Genomic DNA, 18,115 nt, shown 5'->3' on the forward strand with positions numbered 1-18,115 from the left:
ACCCATACCTGGCAGCGAGCACCCCCCGACGTGCTGTATTGTTTTCCACGTCGCCGGGACACCGGCCGACAAGGTCGAGAAACCCGAAGCAGAGCCCCCCAGGCTCCGCCAGGGCCACGAGACCACGGGACGTGGCGCAGCTTGGTAGCGCACTTGACTGGGGGTCAAGGGGTCGCAGGTTCAAATCCTGTCGTCCCGACTGTGAAGTCGGTTGTGAGAGCCGGTACTTGGGAAACCGAGTGCCGGCTCTTCTTGTTGTGGCGTCAGCCGGTGGTCGCACAGTGGTCGCCGGGCCAGATCGGCCAGGGCGTGGTCGGTTCGTCTGTTCGGGGCTGTTGGTGGGCGGGCAGTTGCCGGTGGGGGCGTGGGTTCTGGTGCCAGGGGCGCCGGCCGAGTGCGGCGCGGTCGGCGTTGTCGAGGATCCAGGCGACGGGGTCGACGGCCGCGCGGGCGGCGAGGAACGTCAGGTCGGTGTAGATGTTCGCGCTGGTGGACAGGGTGCGGTGCGCAGGGTCTTGGAGCTGACGGGCAGGGGGACGCCCGCGGCGGTGGCGAAGCTGGCGGTGAGGTGGCGCAGGTCGTGCAGGGCGATGCAGGGGACGCCTGCTTCGTCGCAGAGCAGGTGGAAGCGGTCGAGGACGTTCTTGGAGTGCAGGTGGCGTCCGTGGCGGTGGAAGACGTAGCCGCCGGCGGGGGTGATGCTGCCGAAGGCGCGGGTGCCGACGCGGTCGGACAGGGCGACCCAGGCCTTGCTGCTCCTGTCGATCACGGAGGGGGTGGCGCGGACGAAGAAGGCACGCTCGGGCAGGTGGACGTCGTCCCAGTGCAGGGCGAGGGCCTCGCCCTTGCGGATGCCGGTGCCGATCATGAGTTCGGCGAGGTCGGCGTAGAGGGGGTCGGTGACGTGGGTGAAGCGCAGGACGCTCTCGGCTTCTGCGTCAGTAGGTGACGGTGATGCAGCCGCCACCGCCGGCGGCGTGGCCCAAGTCGGCGATTCCGTCGGCACCCTTGGCGCCGTTGCCGCCCTGGCCGATGGCAGGCTGACTACCGGTACAGGAGGACTGCTCCGGGCCGCCAGCTTCACTACCTGCGTCTCTATAACCTCCCGGGCTAGGGAAGGGCAATATCGGAGGTGTGACCGCCCTCTCCGCCGCTGGTGTAACTGCCGCCGAATGCGGAAGCCAGGCCGACCGAATTCCTGGCCACTCCGGAACCTCCGCCGGCCGTACCGGTGCCGCCATGATGGCCCTCGCGCCCAAAGTCGTCGGGAGCGCCGCCGGCACCCCCAGCGCCACCCAAGCCGACAGCGAGGGTGAGTGTCTCGCCCGGGGTGACGGTCAGCGTGCACGAAACACGGGCGCCACCTGACCCCGCACCTCCGCCGCCCCTCCCGCAGTGGCGAAGCCGGTAAGGCCGCCGCCGGCTCCTCCGCCCCCCGCCACCCGAACCGGCGCCGAGGAGGACGGTGGTGATGCCGGTGACACCGGGGGACCGGTGAACGTCCCGCCGGCGGTGAACGTCTGCGTGGTGGCCGCCGAGGCGGGGGTGGCCTGGACGGCGGGCACGACGAGGCCCCGGTCAGGCCTAGGACGCCCAAGGCGACCCGCATCCCCCGGGAGCCGGAGTCCGGCCGCCGCACGGCCGACTCGCTGCTGTGGCCACTCATGCACGTACCGTGCGCGAAGCATGTCCGGACCGCCACACCAACAAGCCGTCCGAGCGTTCGGACACGGCAGGCGGCAGGCCCGCACCAACCCCGGCAACCCGCACGCGGGCAGACTCAACCAGCCGGACGCACGCCCCACCCTCGGCCAGCAACGGAGTGAAAACCTCAGTACCGGGTGCGGAGTCGCCGCTGGTGATTGAACGGGGCGGGCCCGGGTTGTGGTCCGGGCCCGCGTGGTGTGGTGGTCAGGCTTTCGTTGCGGCCTTGACGGCTTGGTTGATCTCGCCGCCGGTGACGGTCGGGTTGGCGGCGGCCCCGGCCGGTGTGGCCTTCTTGGTGGCCTGGATGACGAGTTCGGCCATCTTCTCCAGGTGCTGGGTGGCGGTCTTCATGGCGTCCTGGGCGCGTTCGCCGGCGGCCTTGTCGCCGGCGGCGGCGGCTTCGATGCCCTTGGTGAGGACCTGGCCCATGGTGTTGAGGCCGCTCATGTCGCGGAACAGGTTCGCGGTGGTGATGGCCTGCGCGGCCTGGAGACCGGTCGGGTCGGGCATGGCCACCAGCGGCGTGAAGGACGCCGCGGTGGTACCCAGGCCGGCCACCGAGAGGTCGAGGTTCTGCGCGCGGGTGCCGGTGGCGACCGGTGCGATGTCGGGGGCGGTGATCTGGATGGGCGAGTCCTTCCAGTTCCAGAACCGTGTGAGGTCGATCTTCTCGGCCGAGTTGGCCCGGCCGAGGACGGCCTCGGCGAACACGCCGTCGGTGGCGATGGCGATGGTGTTGGTCACCGACGCGCCGAGCGAGGTGTCGCTCTGGTGGCGGGCCTTGGCCCACGCCTCGCGTTCCTGTTCGGTGGGGAAGTTCCACCGGAAGCCGAGGTAGTTGCCGGTGGCGGCGACGGGCTTGGGGTCCAGCAGCATGCCGAGCGGGACCGCGGCGGCGGTCGAGCCGGCCGGGGTGTAGGAGTAGTTGGCGAGGATGCGGCTGAGGGTCAGCTCGTCGGCGTTGGCCCACACGGCCTGGCTGTAGTGGCGGCGGTTGTCGTTGAGGTGGTCCAGCACCGCTTGCGGCACGCTCCCGCCGCGCACGTGGAAGCCGAGCGAGGAGAGGTAGGTGCGGGTGCCGGACTTCACCGTCGCACCGAACAGCCCGCACAGGGCCGCTCCGCCGGCGTCCTCGCTCAGGTCGGGTGCCGCGGTGGTGGTCTCGGCGACGCCGAAGTTGGCCACGCCCGAGGTCATCGTCAGACGCAGTCCGGCGAGGCTGCCGCGGGCGGCGGTGCCGGCCCAGGCGTCGTAGGTGAGCAGCTTGTCGGTGGGGCCGAAGGTGTAGGAGGCGCGCTTGAGGACGCCGGAGCCGCCGCTGTCGCCGAAGCGGAGGGTCTGGCCGGGGAAGACCACCTGGATGCTGCGGATGCCGGCCTCGTCGTACCAGACGTCGATCTTGGAGGCGTAGGAGGAGTCGGCCTTCGGCGGGGCGTCGAAGGCCAGCGGCGCTTCCCGTTGCGCCATCAGGATCCGCAGGAGGGAGCCGTCGGTGCGCAGGACCCAGTGGTCCCCGCTGGTGGACGAGACGATCTCGGCTATGCCGGTGATCGTCGCGAAGGGGGGCTTGGGGGTGGTCCAGGCGATCGCGCCCGGTTCCACCACGAGGGCCTTGCCCTCGGCGGTGATGCCCCACAGCGTGCCGTCCGGACCTGCGGACAGGCGCTGCACGTTCGGCACCGGGGTCCGCTCCAGCCAGCCGCCGCCGCTGCGCTCGAAGGTCCGCCCCTGCCGGCAGTACCAGACCCTGTCCCGGCCGACGGCGGTGATGTCGTCCGCCAGGACGTTCGTGTCATGCGACACGCCGTTCGGGTCGCGCTGGTGGATCGCGTTGCCCATGCCGATGAGGTGGAGCGCGCCGTCCGGACCGCAGGACAGAGAGCGCCCCGCCCAGCCCTGTACGTCGCGGCGCCAGGTGGTGCCGTCGAACTGGACGAGCAGGTTGTCGGTCCTGAGCGCCCAGAGGGTGTCCTTGCCCGGGGCGATGCGGATCAGGCCGCCGTCCAGTCCGGTGGTGGGCAGCGGGTTCCACTGCCGGGCCACCGGGTCGAAGCGCACCGGGCTGCCGTCGGACTTGCGCACCCCGTACACGCCCATGGCGGAGGCGGCGATGTCCGCCAGGTCCACCCCGTCGAAGACCGCCACCTGCGGTGCCTCCGGCGCCGTGCACGCGTCCAGCTTGCGCTCGGCGGTGTTGAACGGGTTCGCCTCCCGGATCTTCTTCGCCCACTCGGCGGGCGCCACCGAAGCCAGTACCTCCTTGTACCGCTGCAGGGTGGTGTTGGTGAAGGTGAGTTCCTGCAGCGGGATGAACAGGCAGCGTTCGAGCTTGGTCGGCTTGGTCGTCACGCTGTAGACCTGCACGACCTCGTAGTACTGCACTGACATCGCGTGCATGTGGTTGTAGTTGGTGACGACGCGGGTGAGGACCTTCTCCTTCTCCGACTGCGTCGTCTCCCGTACCACCGTCATGTTCCGGCTGCGGGCGGCGGTGGCCAACTGCTGGGTTCGCGCGCCGATGCGCTGCGCGGCCTCGGCGGCGACCGACTTCACGCCGGTGGAGCGCGTCACCGCGGTCGTGAACCCCGAGTTGGACGAGTTGCTCCAGGACGCGCCGCCGCTGATGATGCCGAGCGAGGCACCGAAGGTGCCGCCCGAGCTCGCGGAGTTGCTCGCCTGGGACGCCTGGGATGTGCCGTACTGCTCCTCGCGGGCGATCGCGTTGGCGACCTCGCTGATCGAGCGGTTCTGGTCGGTGATACTGGACAGCGAGTCGTTCTCGGCGGTGCTCTCGGTGCCGGTGGCCTTGGTGCCGCGCTGCCAGTCGACGACCGCGACCCTGGTGCTCTCGCCGGGCGCGAGCGCCAGGCTGTGCAGCAGCCGGCCGAGCGTGACGCCCTCGGCCTTCCAGCTCTGCTCCGTGGTGACGATCATGCCCTCGGCCGGGCGGTCGTAGAACGGCAGGTTCTCCTCGCCGAGGTCGATGGCGCCGGTCAGCTTGCGCGCCGGCTTCGCCCCGGGGATGTCGGTGAGCACCACAGACCGGTAGCGGACGATCTCCGTGGGGTGGTTGCCGGTCGTCGGGAGCAGGTCCTTGGGCGTGTCGCCGTCCAGCCCGGCGGGGGCCGCCGGAGGCGTCGCCGGGGTGGTGGCAGGTGTTCCGGTGCTCGGGGTGGTCATCACAGTCCGATCTGCGGAAAAGGTGAAGGAGAAGCCGCCGGGCATCGGAGCGCCCCATGGGCGAACGACGCTTTCCGGATCGCTCGAAAACTATCCAGGACGATCACAACTTCGTTGCATTTCAGAGAACTTGGCCAGATCCGGTGCTTGCTGAAACGGCCCTCTTGCGGCGCCCGCCCCAGCAAGCCGGCCAGTCGGACCGGAGGGCACGGCGACGCCCCCGTGAACCGATTCGATTCGATCGTGGCAGGTCAGGAATTCGCTTTCCCGCTCAAGGTAAGACATGCAGTAGACCATCAAATGAGTGGTTAATGGCATCGGTTGAACTGGAGCGATGGCTTCCGGTCACTTCCCTCCGAAAGACGGAACCCATGTCCTCGACCGACCGACCGACCGGACCGGACCGGACCGGACCGGTGAGGGGTCCCGTCCGCGGCCGCCGCTATGCGGCGAGCGGCAGGTCGTCGTCGCTACGGGGGACGGCTCGGAGCCGGTCCGGCTGGGCTTGGCCGAGTGCTCGGGCGAGGGCGTTGACGGCCTGTCGGCGGAGTCTTTGAAGAGGTGGCCGTAGAGGTTGATGGTGGTCGCGAGGGTGGTGTGGCGCAAGGTCTTGGAGACGATGGCGACGGGGATGCCTTCGGCGGTCACGAGGTCCCGCCCGAGCAGGGCCGCGGCATCGGCTGCGGACGCGGGAGCGGGACCAGTAATGAGCGCGGCCAGTAGCACGCGCCGACAGCGACCCTCATCAGGGTGATCCGACGGGGCGGTCGGCACACGGGCGGAGAGGGGGCTTCTACCTGGTCGTCCCGGCCGTACCAAATCGCGGTTCTCCCGGACCCTTCGTCCGGGCAGCCGCACGGACTCCTGGAGGGCTCTCCCGCCTGATCTGTACGCCGACCGGCCCACACCGTAGGTCACTGCCGCACGTGCCCTGCCTCCCCCCGGCGAACCGCCGGCAGACCTGCAGGATCGGCAGGGAGCGGCATTCCGATCGCGCGCCGTTTCCCTTTCAGGGAGCCTGCCGACCTCCCGATCGACGTGTGGGGTCATTCCCGGTGCGGGGCGGTCGTGTTCGGTGCCGGACTGGGCGGGGCGTTCGCGCGCCGGCGGGTTGCCGGTGCGCGAACGCCCCTGTCCGGTGTTGCGGTGGGTGGTTCGTGTCGGTGTGCCGGGGGTCAGTACTGGGTGGTGACGGTGACGCCGTTGAACGCGGTCCTGCCGTAGAGGGTGATGTAGCGGTAGCCGGCGGTGGTGTTGGTGACGGTGATGCTCTGAGTGCCGGTGCTGTTGGTGGAGGAGGCGGTGTAGGCGGTGGTGGAGGCCCAGGTGTCGGCGCTGTAGTACAGGTAGGCCGTGCCGGTGCCGCCGGTGGTGGTGACGTTGAGGGTCACGGTGCCGGCGGGCATGTAGATGTACAGCTTGTCCTGCTCGTCCGCGGCGGCGGAGCGGCCGGTCCGGAAGCAGTTGCGGTCCATGGCCCGCGGGTCGGTCCCGGTGCAGGCGGTGGGCGCGGCGGGGGCGGTGACCGTGACGGGCCTGCTGGTGGTGGCGGTCTTCCCGTTGCTGTCGGTGACGGTCAGGGTGACGGTGTAGGTGCCGGGCCTGGTGTAGGTCTTCCACGGGACGGGGTCCGTGGAAGTGCTGCCGTCGCCGAAGTTCCAGGCGCGGGAGGTGATGGTGCCCTTGCCGCCGGTCACCGTGGAGCGGTCGGTCAGCTGCGCGGTCAGGCCGGTGGCGGTGCTGTCGAAGGCGGCGGTCGGCGTGCCTGCGCTCAGGCAGGTGTCGGTGGCGCAGAGGTCGAGCCAGGTGTTGAAGCCGGCGTCGTAGCGGGTGCCGATGGCGTTGTAGTAGGCGTAACCCTGGGCGTAGTTGCCGGTGCGGAAGTAGTAGAGCATGCCCTGGACGACGCTCGGGTACTTCTCGATCATGTGGCGGACGGCCAGGTAGCCCCAGTGGTAGGTGCGGACGACGTCGCTGTTGAGGTAGGTGCTCTGGAGCAGGGTGCTGAGCGGGTAGGTGTGCTTGGGGGCCTGGGTCACCGCGTTGGTGTCGGTGAGGCCGCGGTAGGTGTAGGAGACGTACTCGGCGACGCCCTCGATCCACCACAGGTCGGGGACGCTGGTCTGCTGGGTGAAGCCGCCCTTGAGGTTGTAGCGGGCGTCCAGGACGTGGGCGTACTCGTGGTTGAGGTTCCAGATCCGGGCGGTGAAGCCGTTGTCGGTGGGGTGCCGGTACATGATGGTGACGGGCTGGTTGGCGGGGTCGGACGGGTCGCCGGTGAGGGTGATGCCGCCGTTGTTGGTGTTGGCGCCGTAGATCGCGCCTGCGTAGGTCTGGTAGTCCGCCTTGCCGGCGAAGACGGCGATCTGCACGGACGACTCGTACTGTCCGGGTATCGGGCCGTTGTCGCGGACGAGGTTGTGGAAGAAGGCGTCCTCGCCCTTGAGGTCGGCGCAGACCGCGGCGAGCTCGGCCGGGGTGAGGTCCTGGGCCAGGATGGTGCGGGTGGCGTCACAGGTGTGACGGACCGGCAGCGCGGCGGCGATCAGCCGCTTGTCCAGGTCGCAGATGCCGTAGGTGGAGCACTGGCCGGGGTCGAGGTAGTCGGCCATGTCGGCGGTGGTGACCCACAGGGGGGCGGTGGGGCCGGTGATCGAGGATCCGTCGAGGAGGGCCTTGACCAGCGGCCGTACCTTGGCCTGGAAGGCCGGGTACTTGACGAAGCGGGTGAGAACGCGGGCGGCGTTGGCGTCCAGGACCGCGTTGTCGGTGCCCAGCAGGTCGCGGTGCTTGCGGGCGAAGCCGTCGAGCGTGTCGATGAGGCTCGGATCCGCGGTGACGGCGGCGAGGAAGTCCGGGTTCCTGTCGTGGCCCCGGTCCAGCGGCGTGAAGACGCTGTTGACGAGGGTGACCATGTTCCTGGAGCTGTCGTACGAGCGGTCGTAGGCGTTCAGCACCTGCTGGTAGGTGCCGAGGTAGCGGGCCTGCAGCCCGGCGCTGTCGGTGAGGATGACGACGTCGTTCGCGACCTCGCCGTTCGCGTCGGTGACGTCGGTGAAATGCGGGCCGGCGACGAACGCGTCGATGCCGCGCACGACCGAGTCGGTGAGCGACTTGTCGAAGCCCGGGATGCGCTGGGGGTCGTTGGACTGCACGTAGTAGCCCGCGCGCAGGAACAGTACGAGCTGCCACACGCTCGTCGAGTTGTCCCCGGGGTAGGACGTGGCGGCGTCGCGGAAGGCGTCGGCGACCGTCGCCATCCGGCTCTGGCGGAACACGGCCGAGGCCTCCGAGCCGGAGGTGTAGAACAGCGAGCCGATGCACTTGGGCGCCGACGCCTTGACGAAGGAGACGAGCGCGGCTCCGGAGCGGCTGCTGAAGTCGGCCGGGGTGCACGACTGGGCGACCGGCGGGGCCGCGGACAGCGACCGCGACGAGGCCGTGGCCGAGGCGGTTCCGGAGGAAGCGGACCCGGGTGGGACGGGCAGGCCGAGCGGCGGGAGCTGCTCGGGCGTCAGCCGGCGGCTCTGCGGTGCGCCGTGCTCCGAGGGGTCCGCAGCGGCGGTGCCGGTGGGCGGCAGGAGGCTGCCCGGGGCCTGCTGGGTGAGGGTGGCGGTCCCGGCGGTGGGGGTGGCGGCCAGGGGGGGGCCGGCCGCCAGGCCGAGGAGGGTGGTGCCTGCCGCGATCGCGGCGAGCAGTCTGGGCATGCGTGAGGGCAGGCGCAACGTCGTTCCTTAGTGGGGGGAAGGCAGACGGGCGCGCGGCAGGCGGGGGATGGGGGAGGCGACTGGGGCGCGTCGAACGCATGCTCTCACGGTGCCTGACATGCCATCAATAGGGCGTGACATGTCACACCTCAGACTGCCGGGCCGGGCATTGAGCCGACCGTCGACGCGCCGCCCTCGCACCGCCCCGGTTCACTCGGCGTTCACCACCGCCCTCGCCCGGCTCTGCCTCGGTGGGGGCCCGCTCCACCCCGGCTTCGTCGTCCTCGGCGCCCCCGGTCACCAGGGCGCGCACACCGTGGACACCGGTAGGGTGCCGGCGACGCGGATGGCGGGGCTCGCCGCTGAGGGACGGGCTCGAAGGCGCCGCCGCTGCGCGACCTGGAGGATAGCCGGAGGACGGCGAAGCAGCTGGTCACGGCGGCACCTGGAGAGCGTTTCGGTCGACGACGCCCTGGACCGGAGCCTTTCGCGCGGTGAAATCCGCTCGACCCGGGCACCTCCTCGAAGAGACCCTGTGGGCATGGAGTTCCTCTGCTACCACCGCGACCGGCCCGGCTCCCTGGCACTTCGCGACGAACTGCTGGAAGAGCACTGGTCCTACATGGACCAGTACGCGAAGGAGATGATCGCCCGGGGCCCGACCCTCGCCGATGACGGCGGCACACCCACCGGCAGCGTGCACATCCTCGACCTGCCCGACCCTGCCGCCGCCCGCGCGTTCGCCTTCGTCGAACCGGGCTACCAGGCCGGCGTCTACCGGGACGTGCTGCTGCGACGGTGGAGCAACACGCTGGGGCGCACCATGTGGGACTTCCCCGGAGGCCGGACCGGCGGCAACCGATACCTCGTGCTCGGCCTCGGCACAGGACAGCCCGCCGACCTCGCCGTGCCGACCGACCGGGACGAGCTGATCGCCTACGGACCGCTTCTCTCCGACGACGGCAGCACCTGGCTCGGCACGGCCGCGTTGCTCCGCGCGCCGGACCCGGATACGGCAGCAGCCGTCCTGACCCGCGACCGATACGCCGGCATCGAGGTGCACAACTGGCAGTTCGGCGGGCGGCCGTCATAACCCGAGGGCGTCCGGACCGAGGTCGCACCGGAGCCCTTCGGACGGCTCCGTCCTCGCGTTCCGTCCGAACCCACGGGGCTCCCGGGGGTTGAGGGGCATCGGAACGGCTGGACATCGATCGTGCTGCGTGGTGCTCATGGTGCTCGCGCTGGTGATCGGCAGCGGCTGGGCGGCCGCCACGGGGGCCGCGATCGGCAACCGTGAACCGCACCACCGGATGGAGGTGTCTGCCGTCCCGACGGGAGACCGGACAGCACCGCCCGCGGCCCCGCCGCTGCGCTCACCCGAGGACCAGCGGCAGCCCTCGTGCCGAGGGCCCCGAGCTCACGTCGACGGGTTCGACCTGGTCGTCAACCTGGACCCGCCGGGCGACCACAAGGACTACCTGCACCGCGGCGGGCGCACGGCCCGGGCCGGCGAGTCCGGCACCGTCGTCACGCTGGCGCTGCCCAACCAGCGCCGCGAGATGGCCCGGATGATGACCACCGCCGCCATCACCCCCGTCACCACCCGGGTCAGCGCCGGCGACGAGGAGCTGGCCCGCATCACCGGCGCCCGCGTGCCCACCGGCATCCCCACCGTGATCGCGGCCCCCGTCGTCGAGCGCCCGCGTCGCAGCCCGTCCACGAGCCGCAGCCGCCCCGCCCCTGTCGTCGGCGGAGCCACCGGCACGGCTGCCGTGGGCCGTGCCGGCCAGGGTTCCGCCGGCCTCCGCCGGGCACCCCGACGCGTCGCCCTCGCCGCCTGGCAAGCAGACGTGGGCAGCAGCGCAGCGGTGTCCTGGTCGGGGTCGCCGACTGCTTTCAGCACGGCGTCGCCCGTTCCCGGCCGGAGTCCGACGGTGAGAGCGGGCCGGATCCCGGTGGCAGGCGAGATGGTGCGCGCCGGCGGGTTCCTCCAGGAGCAGGACGAGATCATGGTGCGCTCCCTTCGCGCTGCGGCCGACTCCGCCGACACGCGTACCGCGAGCGAAATGCTCGCGCAGCGGACGGCGGTCACCGCCACTTCGCACCAGGCCCCGCAGTTGTCCGGGGCGGCCTGCGGTGAGTACGTGCGCTCACCGCAGGCCGGTCTCGTCGGCCTGGTGGGTGGGTCAGGTGTCGGTGGCGGGTTCCTGTCCGGCGTCGCGGCGGAGCTGTTCGTTGATGCGCAGGGCTTCTTCGAGTTGGTCTTCGAGGATGACGATGCGGCAGGCGGCGTCGATGGGGGTGCCCTGGTCGACGAGGTCGCGGGCGCGCATCGCGATCCGTAGCTGGTAGCGGGAGAAGCGGCGGTGTCCGCCGTCCGAGCGCAGGGGCGTGATGAGGCCCTGGTCGCCGAGGGCGCGTAGGAAGCCGGGGGTGGTGCCGGTCATCTCGGCGGCGCGGCCCATGGTGTAGGCGGGGTAGTCGTCGTCGTCGAGGGAGTCGGGGGTGTGCGGTCGAATGGTTGCCGTGGTCACTGCACCTCTTCTTGTTGTTGTGTCCGGGGACGCGCTGAGGGGCCCCGGGGCCATAGCGGCTCCCGGGGCCCCGAAGGGTTTTACACCATCTACCGGCTCTGGGGCCGGGTTCCTTATGTCCGCACAGCCCCGGGGGAGGGGGTGTGCGGGGATCGCGTATGCGTGACCGGAAACCACCGTCCTTGCCTTGGGGTCTACGGGGTCCGCCCGGGCTGATTCCTCACGGGCCGGGCGATCCTGATGGCGCGCTGTCCCTCCATTCATCCTCTGTGCTGGCCGGTTACTGCGAACTGCGGGTACGTCCGACTGCCTGGTGATGCGACCTGCTCGGTACTGCTCATACGGGTACTGCGGTACTGCGAACTGCTTGGTCGTGCCAACTACCCGGTACTGCTGTGGCGGCCCCTGGCGGTCCCGCCGACTCCGGCAGCCAGCCCCGTCGCCCGTCCTGCTCAACCTGCTCGGCTTGGAACCCCACTGCCGGACTCCCGGCACGCGCGCCCGCAGTCTGGGCGCCTTCACCGGGATACCGCGTACTGCGACTGCTGGTACCACTCGACGGCGGCCCCTGATACCTGCGGGCCACCCGGCCCGGCCACCGGTCCTGTCGCCTTACTGCGCCATCCCTGGCTTCAGGACCCTGCAGCCGTGCCGACCTGCGCACTTCCGTACTGCTGCCCGCCAGTTCGTGTCTGCCGGGTACCGCTGGACTGCTGTCTACGGGAGAAACACTAACCACGGTGCGCGGCAATGTCTACTCTGGCGGGCATAGATTTTCCGGTGTCGGTCGGAGAGGTAGTCTGCGCCCCGCATGCGGTGGGTGTCGTGCTCGCCCGGCTGCCCGGCCGCGTCTTGGTCGGACGCGATCTGCGGGCGGCCGACGGGGCTGACGGCCTTCCGGTACGACCGCGCCGTCGCGCTCGCGGAGGCGGACGGCGCCCCGGTGCTGTGGAGACGGTGGAGCGCCGTGCCTGGGAGGTTCTGGTCCGTTCGGCCGTTACGGGCTGACCCCGGCGGGGGCGGGCAGTGCCGGGGTGAGTTCCCGTACGCGTTCCAGTGAGCGGATCTTCTCGTCGACGTCGGTGATGTTGTTGGTCACCATCAGCTCGTCCGCGCCGGTGCGTTCCAGCAGGTCCGCCAGTGCCCGGCGGACGTCGTCGGCGTCACCGACCACCTGGGTGCTGAGCAGCGCGTCGGCGGCGGCGCGTTCGGCCTCCGTCCACGGGTACGCCGCCGCCTCCTCGACGGTGGGCAGCGGCGTGATCGGCGAGGCGCCGTTGAGCCCCAGCACCGGGAACAGCGCCGGCGCCGCCAACCGGCGCGCCTGCTCCGAGGTTTGCGCGCACACCGTGTAGGCGGTGACGATCGTGTGCGGCCGCTCGGCCCGGGCCGAGGGCCGGAAGCTCTCCCGGTACGCCCGCAGGGCCTCCTCGGCGCCGCGGGAGTGGAAGAAGTGGTGGGCGAACGCGTACGGCAGCCCGCGCCGGCCCGCGTCCACGGCGCTGCGCACACTGGCGCCCAGCAGCCACGGCCGGGGCGGCCGCGGCGGCTCCGGCAGGGCTTCCAGCCGCTGGTAGACGTGCCCGTCCGGGAAGCCGCCGTCGACGAAGGCGAGGAGTTCCTCCAGCGCCGCCGGGAAGTCCTCGTCGGGTGCCCGGCGCAGCGCGTGGGAGAGCACCGGGTCCGCGCCCGAGCGGCCGATGCCCAGGTCCACCCGGTCGGGGAACAGCGCGGCCAGCGTCCGGAAGGACTCCGCGACGGCGTACGGCGGGTGGTTGGGCAGGATCACCCCGCCCGCGCCGATCCGGATCCGGCCGGTCCGCTCGCCGAGCGCGGCCAGCAGGACGGCCGGGACGGAGCCGGCGATCCCGCGCGAGTTGTGGTGCTCGGCCACCCAGAACCGGGCGTAGCCCAGCTCGTCGGCGGCCGCCGCCAGCCGACGGGTGCCGGCCAGGGTGTCGGCGGGGCGTCCGGCGGAGTCGACGGACGATATGTCGAGGACGGACAGCGGGACGGTCCGGGAACTGCCGGTCATGCGGGGGGTGCTCCTTACTCGGGGGCTCACGCGTACCAGGTGGGGCGGGGGACTTCGCCGTGCAGGAGGTGGCGCCCCACCACCCGGGCGGGCCCCGGGTCGTCCCCGTGCACCCGCCGCGCCCTGACGTCCCGCCGGTAGCGGTCCAGCCCGGCCGCGGCCTCGGCGCCGCCGCGGCCGGCCGCCCCGAGCGCGCCTGCGGTGACCGCGTCGGCGGCCGCCTCGGCCTGCGCGGCCAGCGCCGCGACGCGGACGGCGTGCCGGCCGCGGTCCTCCTCGGTCACCGTGCCGCGCCGGGCGTGGAGGGCGTCCGCCTCGGCGCCGACGGCGTCGGCGAACGCCTCCACCGCCCACAGGGCGCAGGCCGGGGCGCCGTGGTGCCGGGCCGCGTCCGCGGCGGCGGCCTCGGTCGGCGGTGCCTTCGACCACTGTTCGCGGGTATGCCGGGCGGTGGCGTCCAGCGCGCCCCGGGCCGCGCCGATCAGCGCGTTGGCCCGGGCGAGCTGGAAGGCCAGGGTGAGGAAGGTGTTGTAGGCCCGGGGCACGAAGGTCTTGTCGACGTGGCCGAGCGCCCCGGTCCACGGGATGTTCGCGCCGTCGGCGACCACGGTCCCGGCGGCCGGCGACCGGATCCCGGACTCCTCGGCGCCGGGCTCGAAGGACAGCCCGGTGTGGTCGCTCATCGCGAGCGCGCTGATCGGGGTGTCGCCGTCCTCCAGGTGGCCCTCCAGGATGGTGATGTCCGACACCGGATGGCCCAGGGCATGTTCCAGCCGCCCGTGGAACAGCATCTCGTGGCCCGCGTCCTGGATCACCAGGGGCGCCGAGCGGGGTTTCGAGGACCCGCTGAAGAACCACCGGGCCCGGGCCGACACCTCGCCGATGTGCTGGATCTTCTCGTCCGTGCCGATGAACTCGGCGATCGACACCCACACGTAGTGGTGGGCCAGCAGCTCGCCGACCGAGGCGTCGGCCGCCGCGACGGTGCGCACCACCCGGAGCGCGGTGGACCGGTTCTGGCCGGCCCCGCCGTACTCGACCGGCCCCAGCAGGGTCACCAGGCCGGTCTCCTTCAGCAGTCGGACCTCCCGCACCGGCGGGGTGCCTTCGTGGTCGCGCCGGGCGGCGCCGGGTGCCAGCCGTGCCGCGACCTCCTCGGCCCGCCGCAGCCAGACCTCGGCGGCCTCGGGGGCGGCGTCCGTCGTCGTGTCAGTCATGTCTCCCACTTCGTGACGTGCTCGCCGTCCTGCCCGGCGGCGTGTTCGGTGTTTCGGTGTCCTGCTCCGGGTCTTCGCGGCGGCCGGTGACGTTCGCGCCGTGCGCCCTGTCCGTACTGCCCGAGCCGTCCGCCCCGTCCGCCCCACCCACCCCGCCCGGGTCGTCCGTACGGCCCGCACCGTCCGCGCCGGGCAGCCGCAGGACGGCGTCCAGCAGGGCCCGGGTGTACGGGTGGGCGGGGGCCTCGAAGATCCGCTCGGTTTCGCCCTCCTCGACGACCGATCCGCCGCGCATGATCAGCACCCGGTCGGCGACCTGCCGCACCACGGCCAGGTCGTGGGTGATGAACAGCAGGGCGATGCCCCGCTCGCGCCGCAGCCGGTCCAGCAGCTCCAGCACCTGCGCCTGAACCGAGACGTCCAGCGCCGAAACCGGCTCGTCGCAGACCAGCACCTGCGGACGGCCCGCCAACGCCCGGGCGATGGCCACCCGCTGGCGCTGGCCGCCGGACAGCTGGTGCGGCCGGCGGGAGAGCAGTTCGGCCGGCAGGCCGACCTGGTCGAGGAGTTCCGCGCACCGCCGGGCCCGCTCGGCGCGCCGCAGTCCGGGAAGCGCCTCGCCGATGATCCGCGCCACGGTGAACCGGGGGTCCGCCGAGGCGTACGGGTCCTGCTGGACGAACTGGATCGCCGAGCGCTCGGCCCGGCGCCGCCGCTCCGGCAGCGCCGACCAGGGCCGCCCGTGCAGCAGCACCTCCCCGGCGTCGGTACGGGACAGACCCATCGCGACTCGCGCCAGCGTGGTCTTGCCCGAGCCGGACTCGCCGACCACGCCCAGCGCCTCGCCCGCCCGCAGGGTGAACCCGACCCCGTCGAGGGCCCTCGGCCCGCCCGGGGCGAAGGACTTGACCAGCCCGCGCCCGCTCAGCACCGGGGCCGCTTCCTCGGCGTCCGGCGCCGCGGTGCCCGGCGCCTCGGTGTCTGGTGCCTCGGTGTCCGGTGCCTCGGTGTCCGCCTCCTCGGTGTCCGGTGCCTCGGGCGGGGCCTGGACGGGACGGGCCGGCGGGCGGCCCGAGGGCACCGCGTCCAGCAGCATCCGGGTGTACGGGTGGTCCGGGGCGGACAGCACCCGGCCGGTCGGCCCGCTCTCCACCACCTCGCCCCGCCGCATCACCAGCACGCGGTCCGCCAACTGCGCCACCACCGCGAGGTCGTGACTGACCAGCAGGAGTCCCCGGCCCTCGTCCTTGAGCCGGCTGAGCAGCGCCAGGATCTGCGCCTGGACGATCGCGTCCAGCGCCGTGGTCGGCTCGTCGGCGATCAGCAGCGGGGCGTCGGCGGCCAGCGCCGAGGCGATCAGCGCGCGCTGGCGCAGCCCGCCGGAGAGCTGGTGCGGGTACTGGGTGCGCCGGGCCTCCGGCTCCGGCACGCCCACCGCCGTGAGCAGTTCCACCACCCGGGCATCGCCGTCCGGGCCGGCGGTGCCGCCGAAGCGGGCCGCCTCGGCGATCTCGGCGCCGACGGTGCGCAGCGGGTCCAGTGCGGTCAGCGCGTCCTGGAAGACCATGGCGACCCGCCGGCCGCGCACCGCGCGCCACTGCCGTTCGCCGAAGCCGGCGGTGTCCGCCCCGGCCACCTCCAGGGTCCGGGCGGAGACCCGGGCCCTGGCGCCCGCCAGCCCGATGAGGGAACGGGAGGTGACGGACTTGCCCGAGCCGGACTCGCCGACCAGCGCCACGCACTCCCCGGTGCCGACGGCCAGCGACACCCCGTTCACGGCGGGCCGCGGCGCGCCGGGGAACGACACCCGCAGCCCCTCCACCCGCACGAGCGGGCCCGGCACCGGCGCACCGGTGTCCCCGGCCGTCGTCGCGGCCGCGGCAGCTTCCGTTGTCGTCGTCGTCATCGCACCGCCCTCAACTGCAGCGAACGGCCGATCAGCGTGGTGCAGACCACCACGGCCGAGACGGCCAGGCCGGGCGCGATCGAGATCCACCAGGCCGTCTGGAGGAAGTCCTTGCCGTCGGCGACCATCGAGCCCCAGTCCGCCTCCGGCGGGACCGGGCCCAGGCCGAGCACGCTGAGCCCGGAGCCCGAGATGATGGCCGAGCCCAGCCCTATGGAGGCCAGCACCACCAGCGGGCCGCCGACGTTCGGCAGCACGTGCCGCAGCACCGACCGCCAGGCCGGCACCCCCAGCACCCGTGCCGCTTCCACGTACTCCGAGCGCAGCACCAGCCGTGCCTGGCCGCGCACCAGTCGGGCGTAGTTGGGCACTCCGGCGATGCCGATGGCGATCGCCACGTTGACCGTGCCGCCGCCCAGCAGCGCCACCACCAGCAGCGCGAGCAGCAGTTCGGGGAAGCCCAGCAGCACGTCCACCACCCGCATCAGGGCGAAGTCGACGTGCCGTCCGCCGCAGCCGGCGACCAGGCCGAGCAGCGCGCCGCCGCCCACCCCGATCAGCGTCGCGCCGACCGCGATCAGGAGCGACAGCCGGGTGCCGTGCACGAGCCGCGACCAGACGTCCCGGCCGAGCTGGTCGGTGCCCAGCCAGTGCTCGGCACCGGGCGGGCGCAGCGCCGCCGCGACGTCCGTCGCCTCGGGGGCGTGGGTGGCGAACACCTCGGGGAAGACCAGCACGAGCGCCACCGCGGCCAGCAGGACCGGGGGCGCCAGGCGGGCCGGCGAGCGCAGCAGCGCGCCCCGGCGTGCGGCGGCCGCGGCCGGCCGGTCGAGGAGGGCGGTCGCGGTGCTCATGCCGTGCCCCCCTCGCGCAGCCGGGGGTCGATCAGCGGGTGGAGCACGTCCACCAGGGTGTTGATGACCACGAACGCCGCGCTGGAGACGACCACCAGGGCGCTGACCACCGGCAGGTCGCGCGAGCCGACCGCGTTGGCCAGCACCCGGCCCAGGCCCGGCCGGGTGAAGATGTTCTCCACCAGCACCGCGCCGCCGAACAGGCTGCCCAGCACGAAGCCGGCCAGCGTGGTCAGCGGCAGCAGCGCGTGCCGCAGGGTGTGCCGCAGCAGCACCGCCGTCGCGCCCAGGCCGCGCGAGCGCGCGGTCAGCACGAACGGGCGGCCGTCGGCGCTCTCCAGCTCCTGGCGCATCACCTGGGCGAGCACGCCGGCCAGCGGCAGCGCCAGTGCCAGCGTCGGCAGCACCAGCGCCGCCGGTCCGTCCGCCCCGATCGAGGGCAGTGCGTGCAGCCGGTAGGAGAACACCGTCAGCAGGATGACGCCCAGCCAGAACGACGGCATCGACACCATCAGCAGCTCGGCCAGACCGGTGGCACCGCGCACCGCCCGGCCCCGGCCGACGGTCAGGGTGGCCGCCAGTACCGCCAGCACCAGCGCGGTGACCAGCGCGGACACCGCCAGCTCGACGGTCGGGCCGAGCTGGCTGCCGAGCAGCCGCTCTATCGGCTCGTTGAGCTGGTACGACCAGCCGAGGCCGCCGCCCGCCAACCGGGCGAGCTGGCGGCCGTACTGGAGGAGCAGCGGGTCGTCCAGGCCGTTCTCGGCGATCACCTGGTCGCGCAGGGCCGGGGTCGCGGCGGCGCCCGGCCCGATCAGTCCGTCCACGATGTCGCCGGGGGCGAGGTGGAGGGCGAAGAACGTCACCGTGAGCGTCCCCCACACCACCACCAGCCCCGCCGCGAGCCGCCGGGCGACGAACCTGGCCCAGGGCGGCACGTGCCGTCGCGGCACAGGCCGGGCGCGGTCGGACACC

At 72.5% G+C, this 18,115-nt stretch carries 10 protein-coding genes, 1 tRNA gene and 1 pseudogene; 3 read left to right on the plus strand and 9 right to left on the minus strand.

Going from position 1 to position 18,115, the window contains the following annotated elements:
- Positions 1 to 125: 125 nt before the first annotated feature.
- A tRNA-Pro gene (locus OG550_RS27885) sits at positions 126 to 199 on the plus strand.
- Between the two features lie 264 nt (positions 200 to 463).
- Here OG550_RS27885 and OG550_RS27890 read toward each other — a convergent pair.
- The 3 genes from OG550_RS27890 to OG550_RS27900 all read right to left on the minus strand — a co-directional run bounded on the left by OG550_RS27890 (position 464) and on the right by OG550_RS27900 (position 8,612).
- The gene (locus OG550_RS27890) at positions 464 to 967 is read right to left on the minus strand and encodes a tyrosine-type recombinase/integrase (RefSeq protein WP_327682073.1); all 504 of its coding nucleotides are present in this window, start codon (positions 965 to 967) and stop codon (positions 464 to 466) included.
- A 944-nt stretch (positions 968 to 1,911) separates the two neighbouring features.
- Positions 1,912 to 4,887 carry a hypothetical protein gene (locus OG550_RS27895; RefSeq protein ID WP_327682075.1) on the minus strand — a complete coding sequence of 992 codons (2,976 nt, stop codon included), beginning with the start codon at positions 4,885 to 4,887 and terminating at the stop codon, positions 1,912 to 1,914.
- A gap of 1,175 nt (positions 4,888 to 6,062) precedes the next feature.
- Positions 6,063 to 8,612: a collagenase gene (locus OG550_RS27900; RefSeq protein ID WP_327682076.1), complete on the minus strand. Its 2,550-nt coding sequence runs from the start codon at positions 8,610 to 8,612 to the stop codon at positions 6,063 to 6,065.
- 523 nt (positions 8,613 to 9,135) lie between these two features.
- On the opposite strand from OG550_RS27900, the gene OG550_RS27905 reads away from it, so the two are divergent.
- Together OG550_RS27905 and OG550_RS27910 are read left to right on the plus strand one after the other, a co-directional pair.
- Positions 9,136 to 9,687, plus strand: a complete 552-nt coding sequence (locus tag OG550_RS27905; RefSeq protein WP_327682078.1) for a YciI family protein — start codon at positions 9,136 to 9,138, stop codon at positions 9,685 to 9,687.
- Between the two features lie 325 nt (positions 9,688 to 10,012).
- Positions 10,013 to 10,393, plus strand: a pseudogene (locus tag OG550_RS27910) (DEAD/DEAH box helicase); the annotation flags it as partial.
- Between the two features lie 387 nt (positions 10,394 to 10,780).
- Here the strand turns inward: OG550_RS27910 and OG550_RS27915 are convergent.
- The 6 genes from OG550_RS27915 to OG550_RS27940 all read right to left on the minus strand — a co-directional run bounded on the left by OG550_RS27915 (position 10,781) and on the right by OG550_RS27940 (position 18,114).
- Positions 10,781 to 11,128 carry a helix-turn-helix domain-containing protein gene (locus tag OG550_RS27915; protein WP_327682080.1) on the minus strand — a complete coding sequence of 116 codons (348 nt, stop codon included), beginning with the start codon at positions 11,126 to 11,128 and terminating at the stop codon, positions 10,781 to 10,783.
- 997 nt (positions 11,129 to 12,125) lie between these two features.
- A complete protein-coding gene (locus tag OG550_RS27920; RefSeq protein ID WP_327682082.1) occupies positions 12,126 to 13,163 on the minus strand; it encodes an LLM class flavin-dependent oxidoreductase in 1,038 nt (345 codons plus the stop codon).
- A gap of 26 nt (positions 13,164 to 13,189) precedes the next feature.
- Positions 13,190 to 14,380 (minus strand): acyl-CoA dehydrogenase family protein, encoded by a 1,191-nt coding sequence (locus OG550_RS27925; RefSeq protein WP_327682084.1) that lies wholly within the window; start codon positions 14,378 to 14,380, stop codon positions 13,190 to 13,192.
- The gene (locus OG550_RS27930) at positions 14,373 to 16,286 is read right to left on the minus strand and encodes an ABC transporter ATP-binding protein (RefSeq protein ID WP_327682086.1); all 1,914 of its coding nucleotides are present in this window, start codon (positions 16,284 to 16,286) and stop codon (positions 14,373 to 14,375) included. Before OG550_RS27930 ends, OG550_RS27925 begins: the two co-directional genes overlap by 8 nt.
- On the minus strand, positions 16,283 to 17,140 hold the full coding sequence (locus OG550_RS27935) for an ABC transporter permease (RefSeq protein ID WP_327682088.1): 858 nt from the start codon (positions 17,138 to 17,140) through the stop codon (positions 16,283 to 16,285). Before OG550_RS27935 ends, OG550_RS27930 begins: the two co-directional genes overlap by 4 nt.
- Positions 17,137 to 18,114 carry an ABC transporter permease gene (locus tag OG550_RS27940; protein ID WP_327682090.1) on the minus strand — a complete coding sequence of 326 codons (978 nt, stop codon included), beginning with the start codon at positions 18,112 to 18,114 and terminating at the stop codon, positions 17,137 to 17,139. Before OG550_RS27940 ends, OG550_RS27935 begins: the two co-directional genes overlap by 4 nt.
- Between the last annotated feature and the right edge of the window lies 1 nt (position 18,115).

The sequence above is a fragment of the Kitasatospora sp. NBC_00458 genome (genome assembly GCF_036013975.1).
Taxonomy (GTDB): domain Bacteria; phylum Actinomycetota; class Actinomycetes; order Streptomycetales; family Streptomycetaceae; genus Kitasatospora.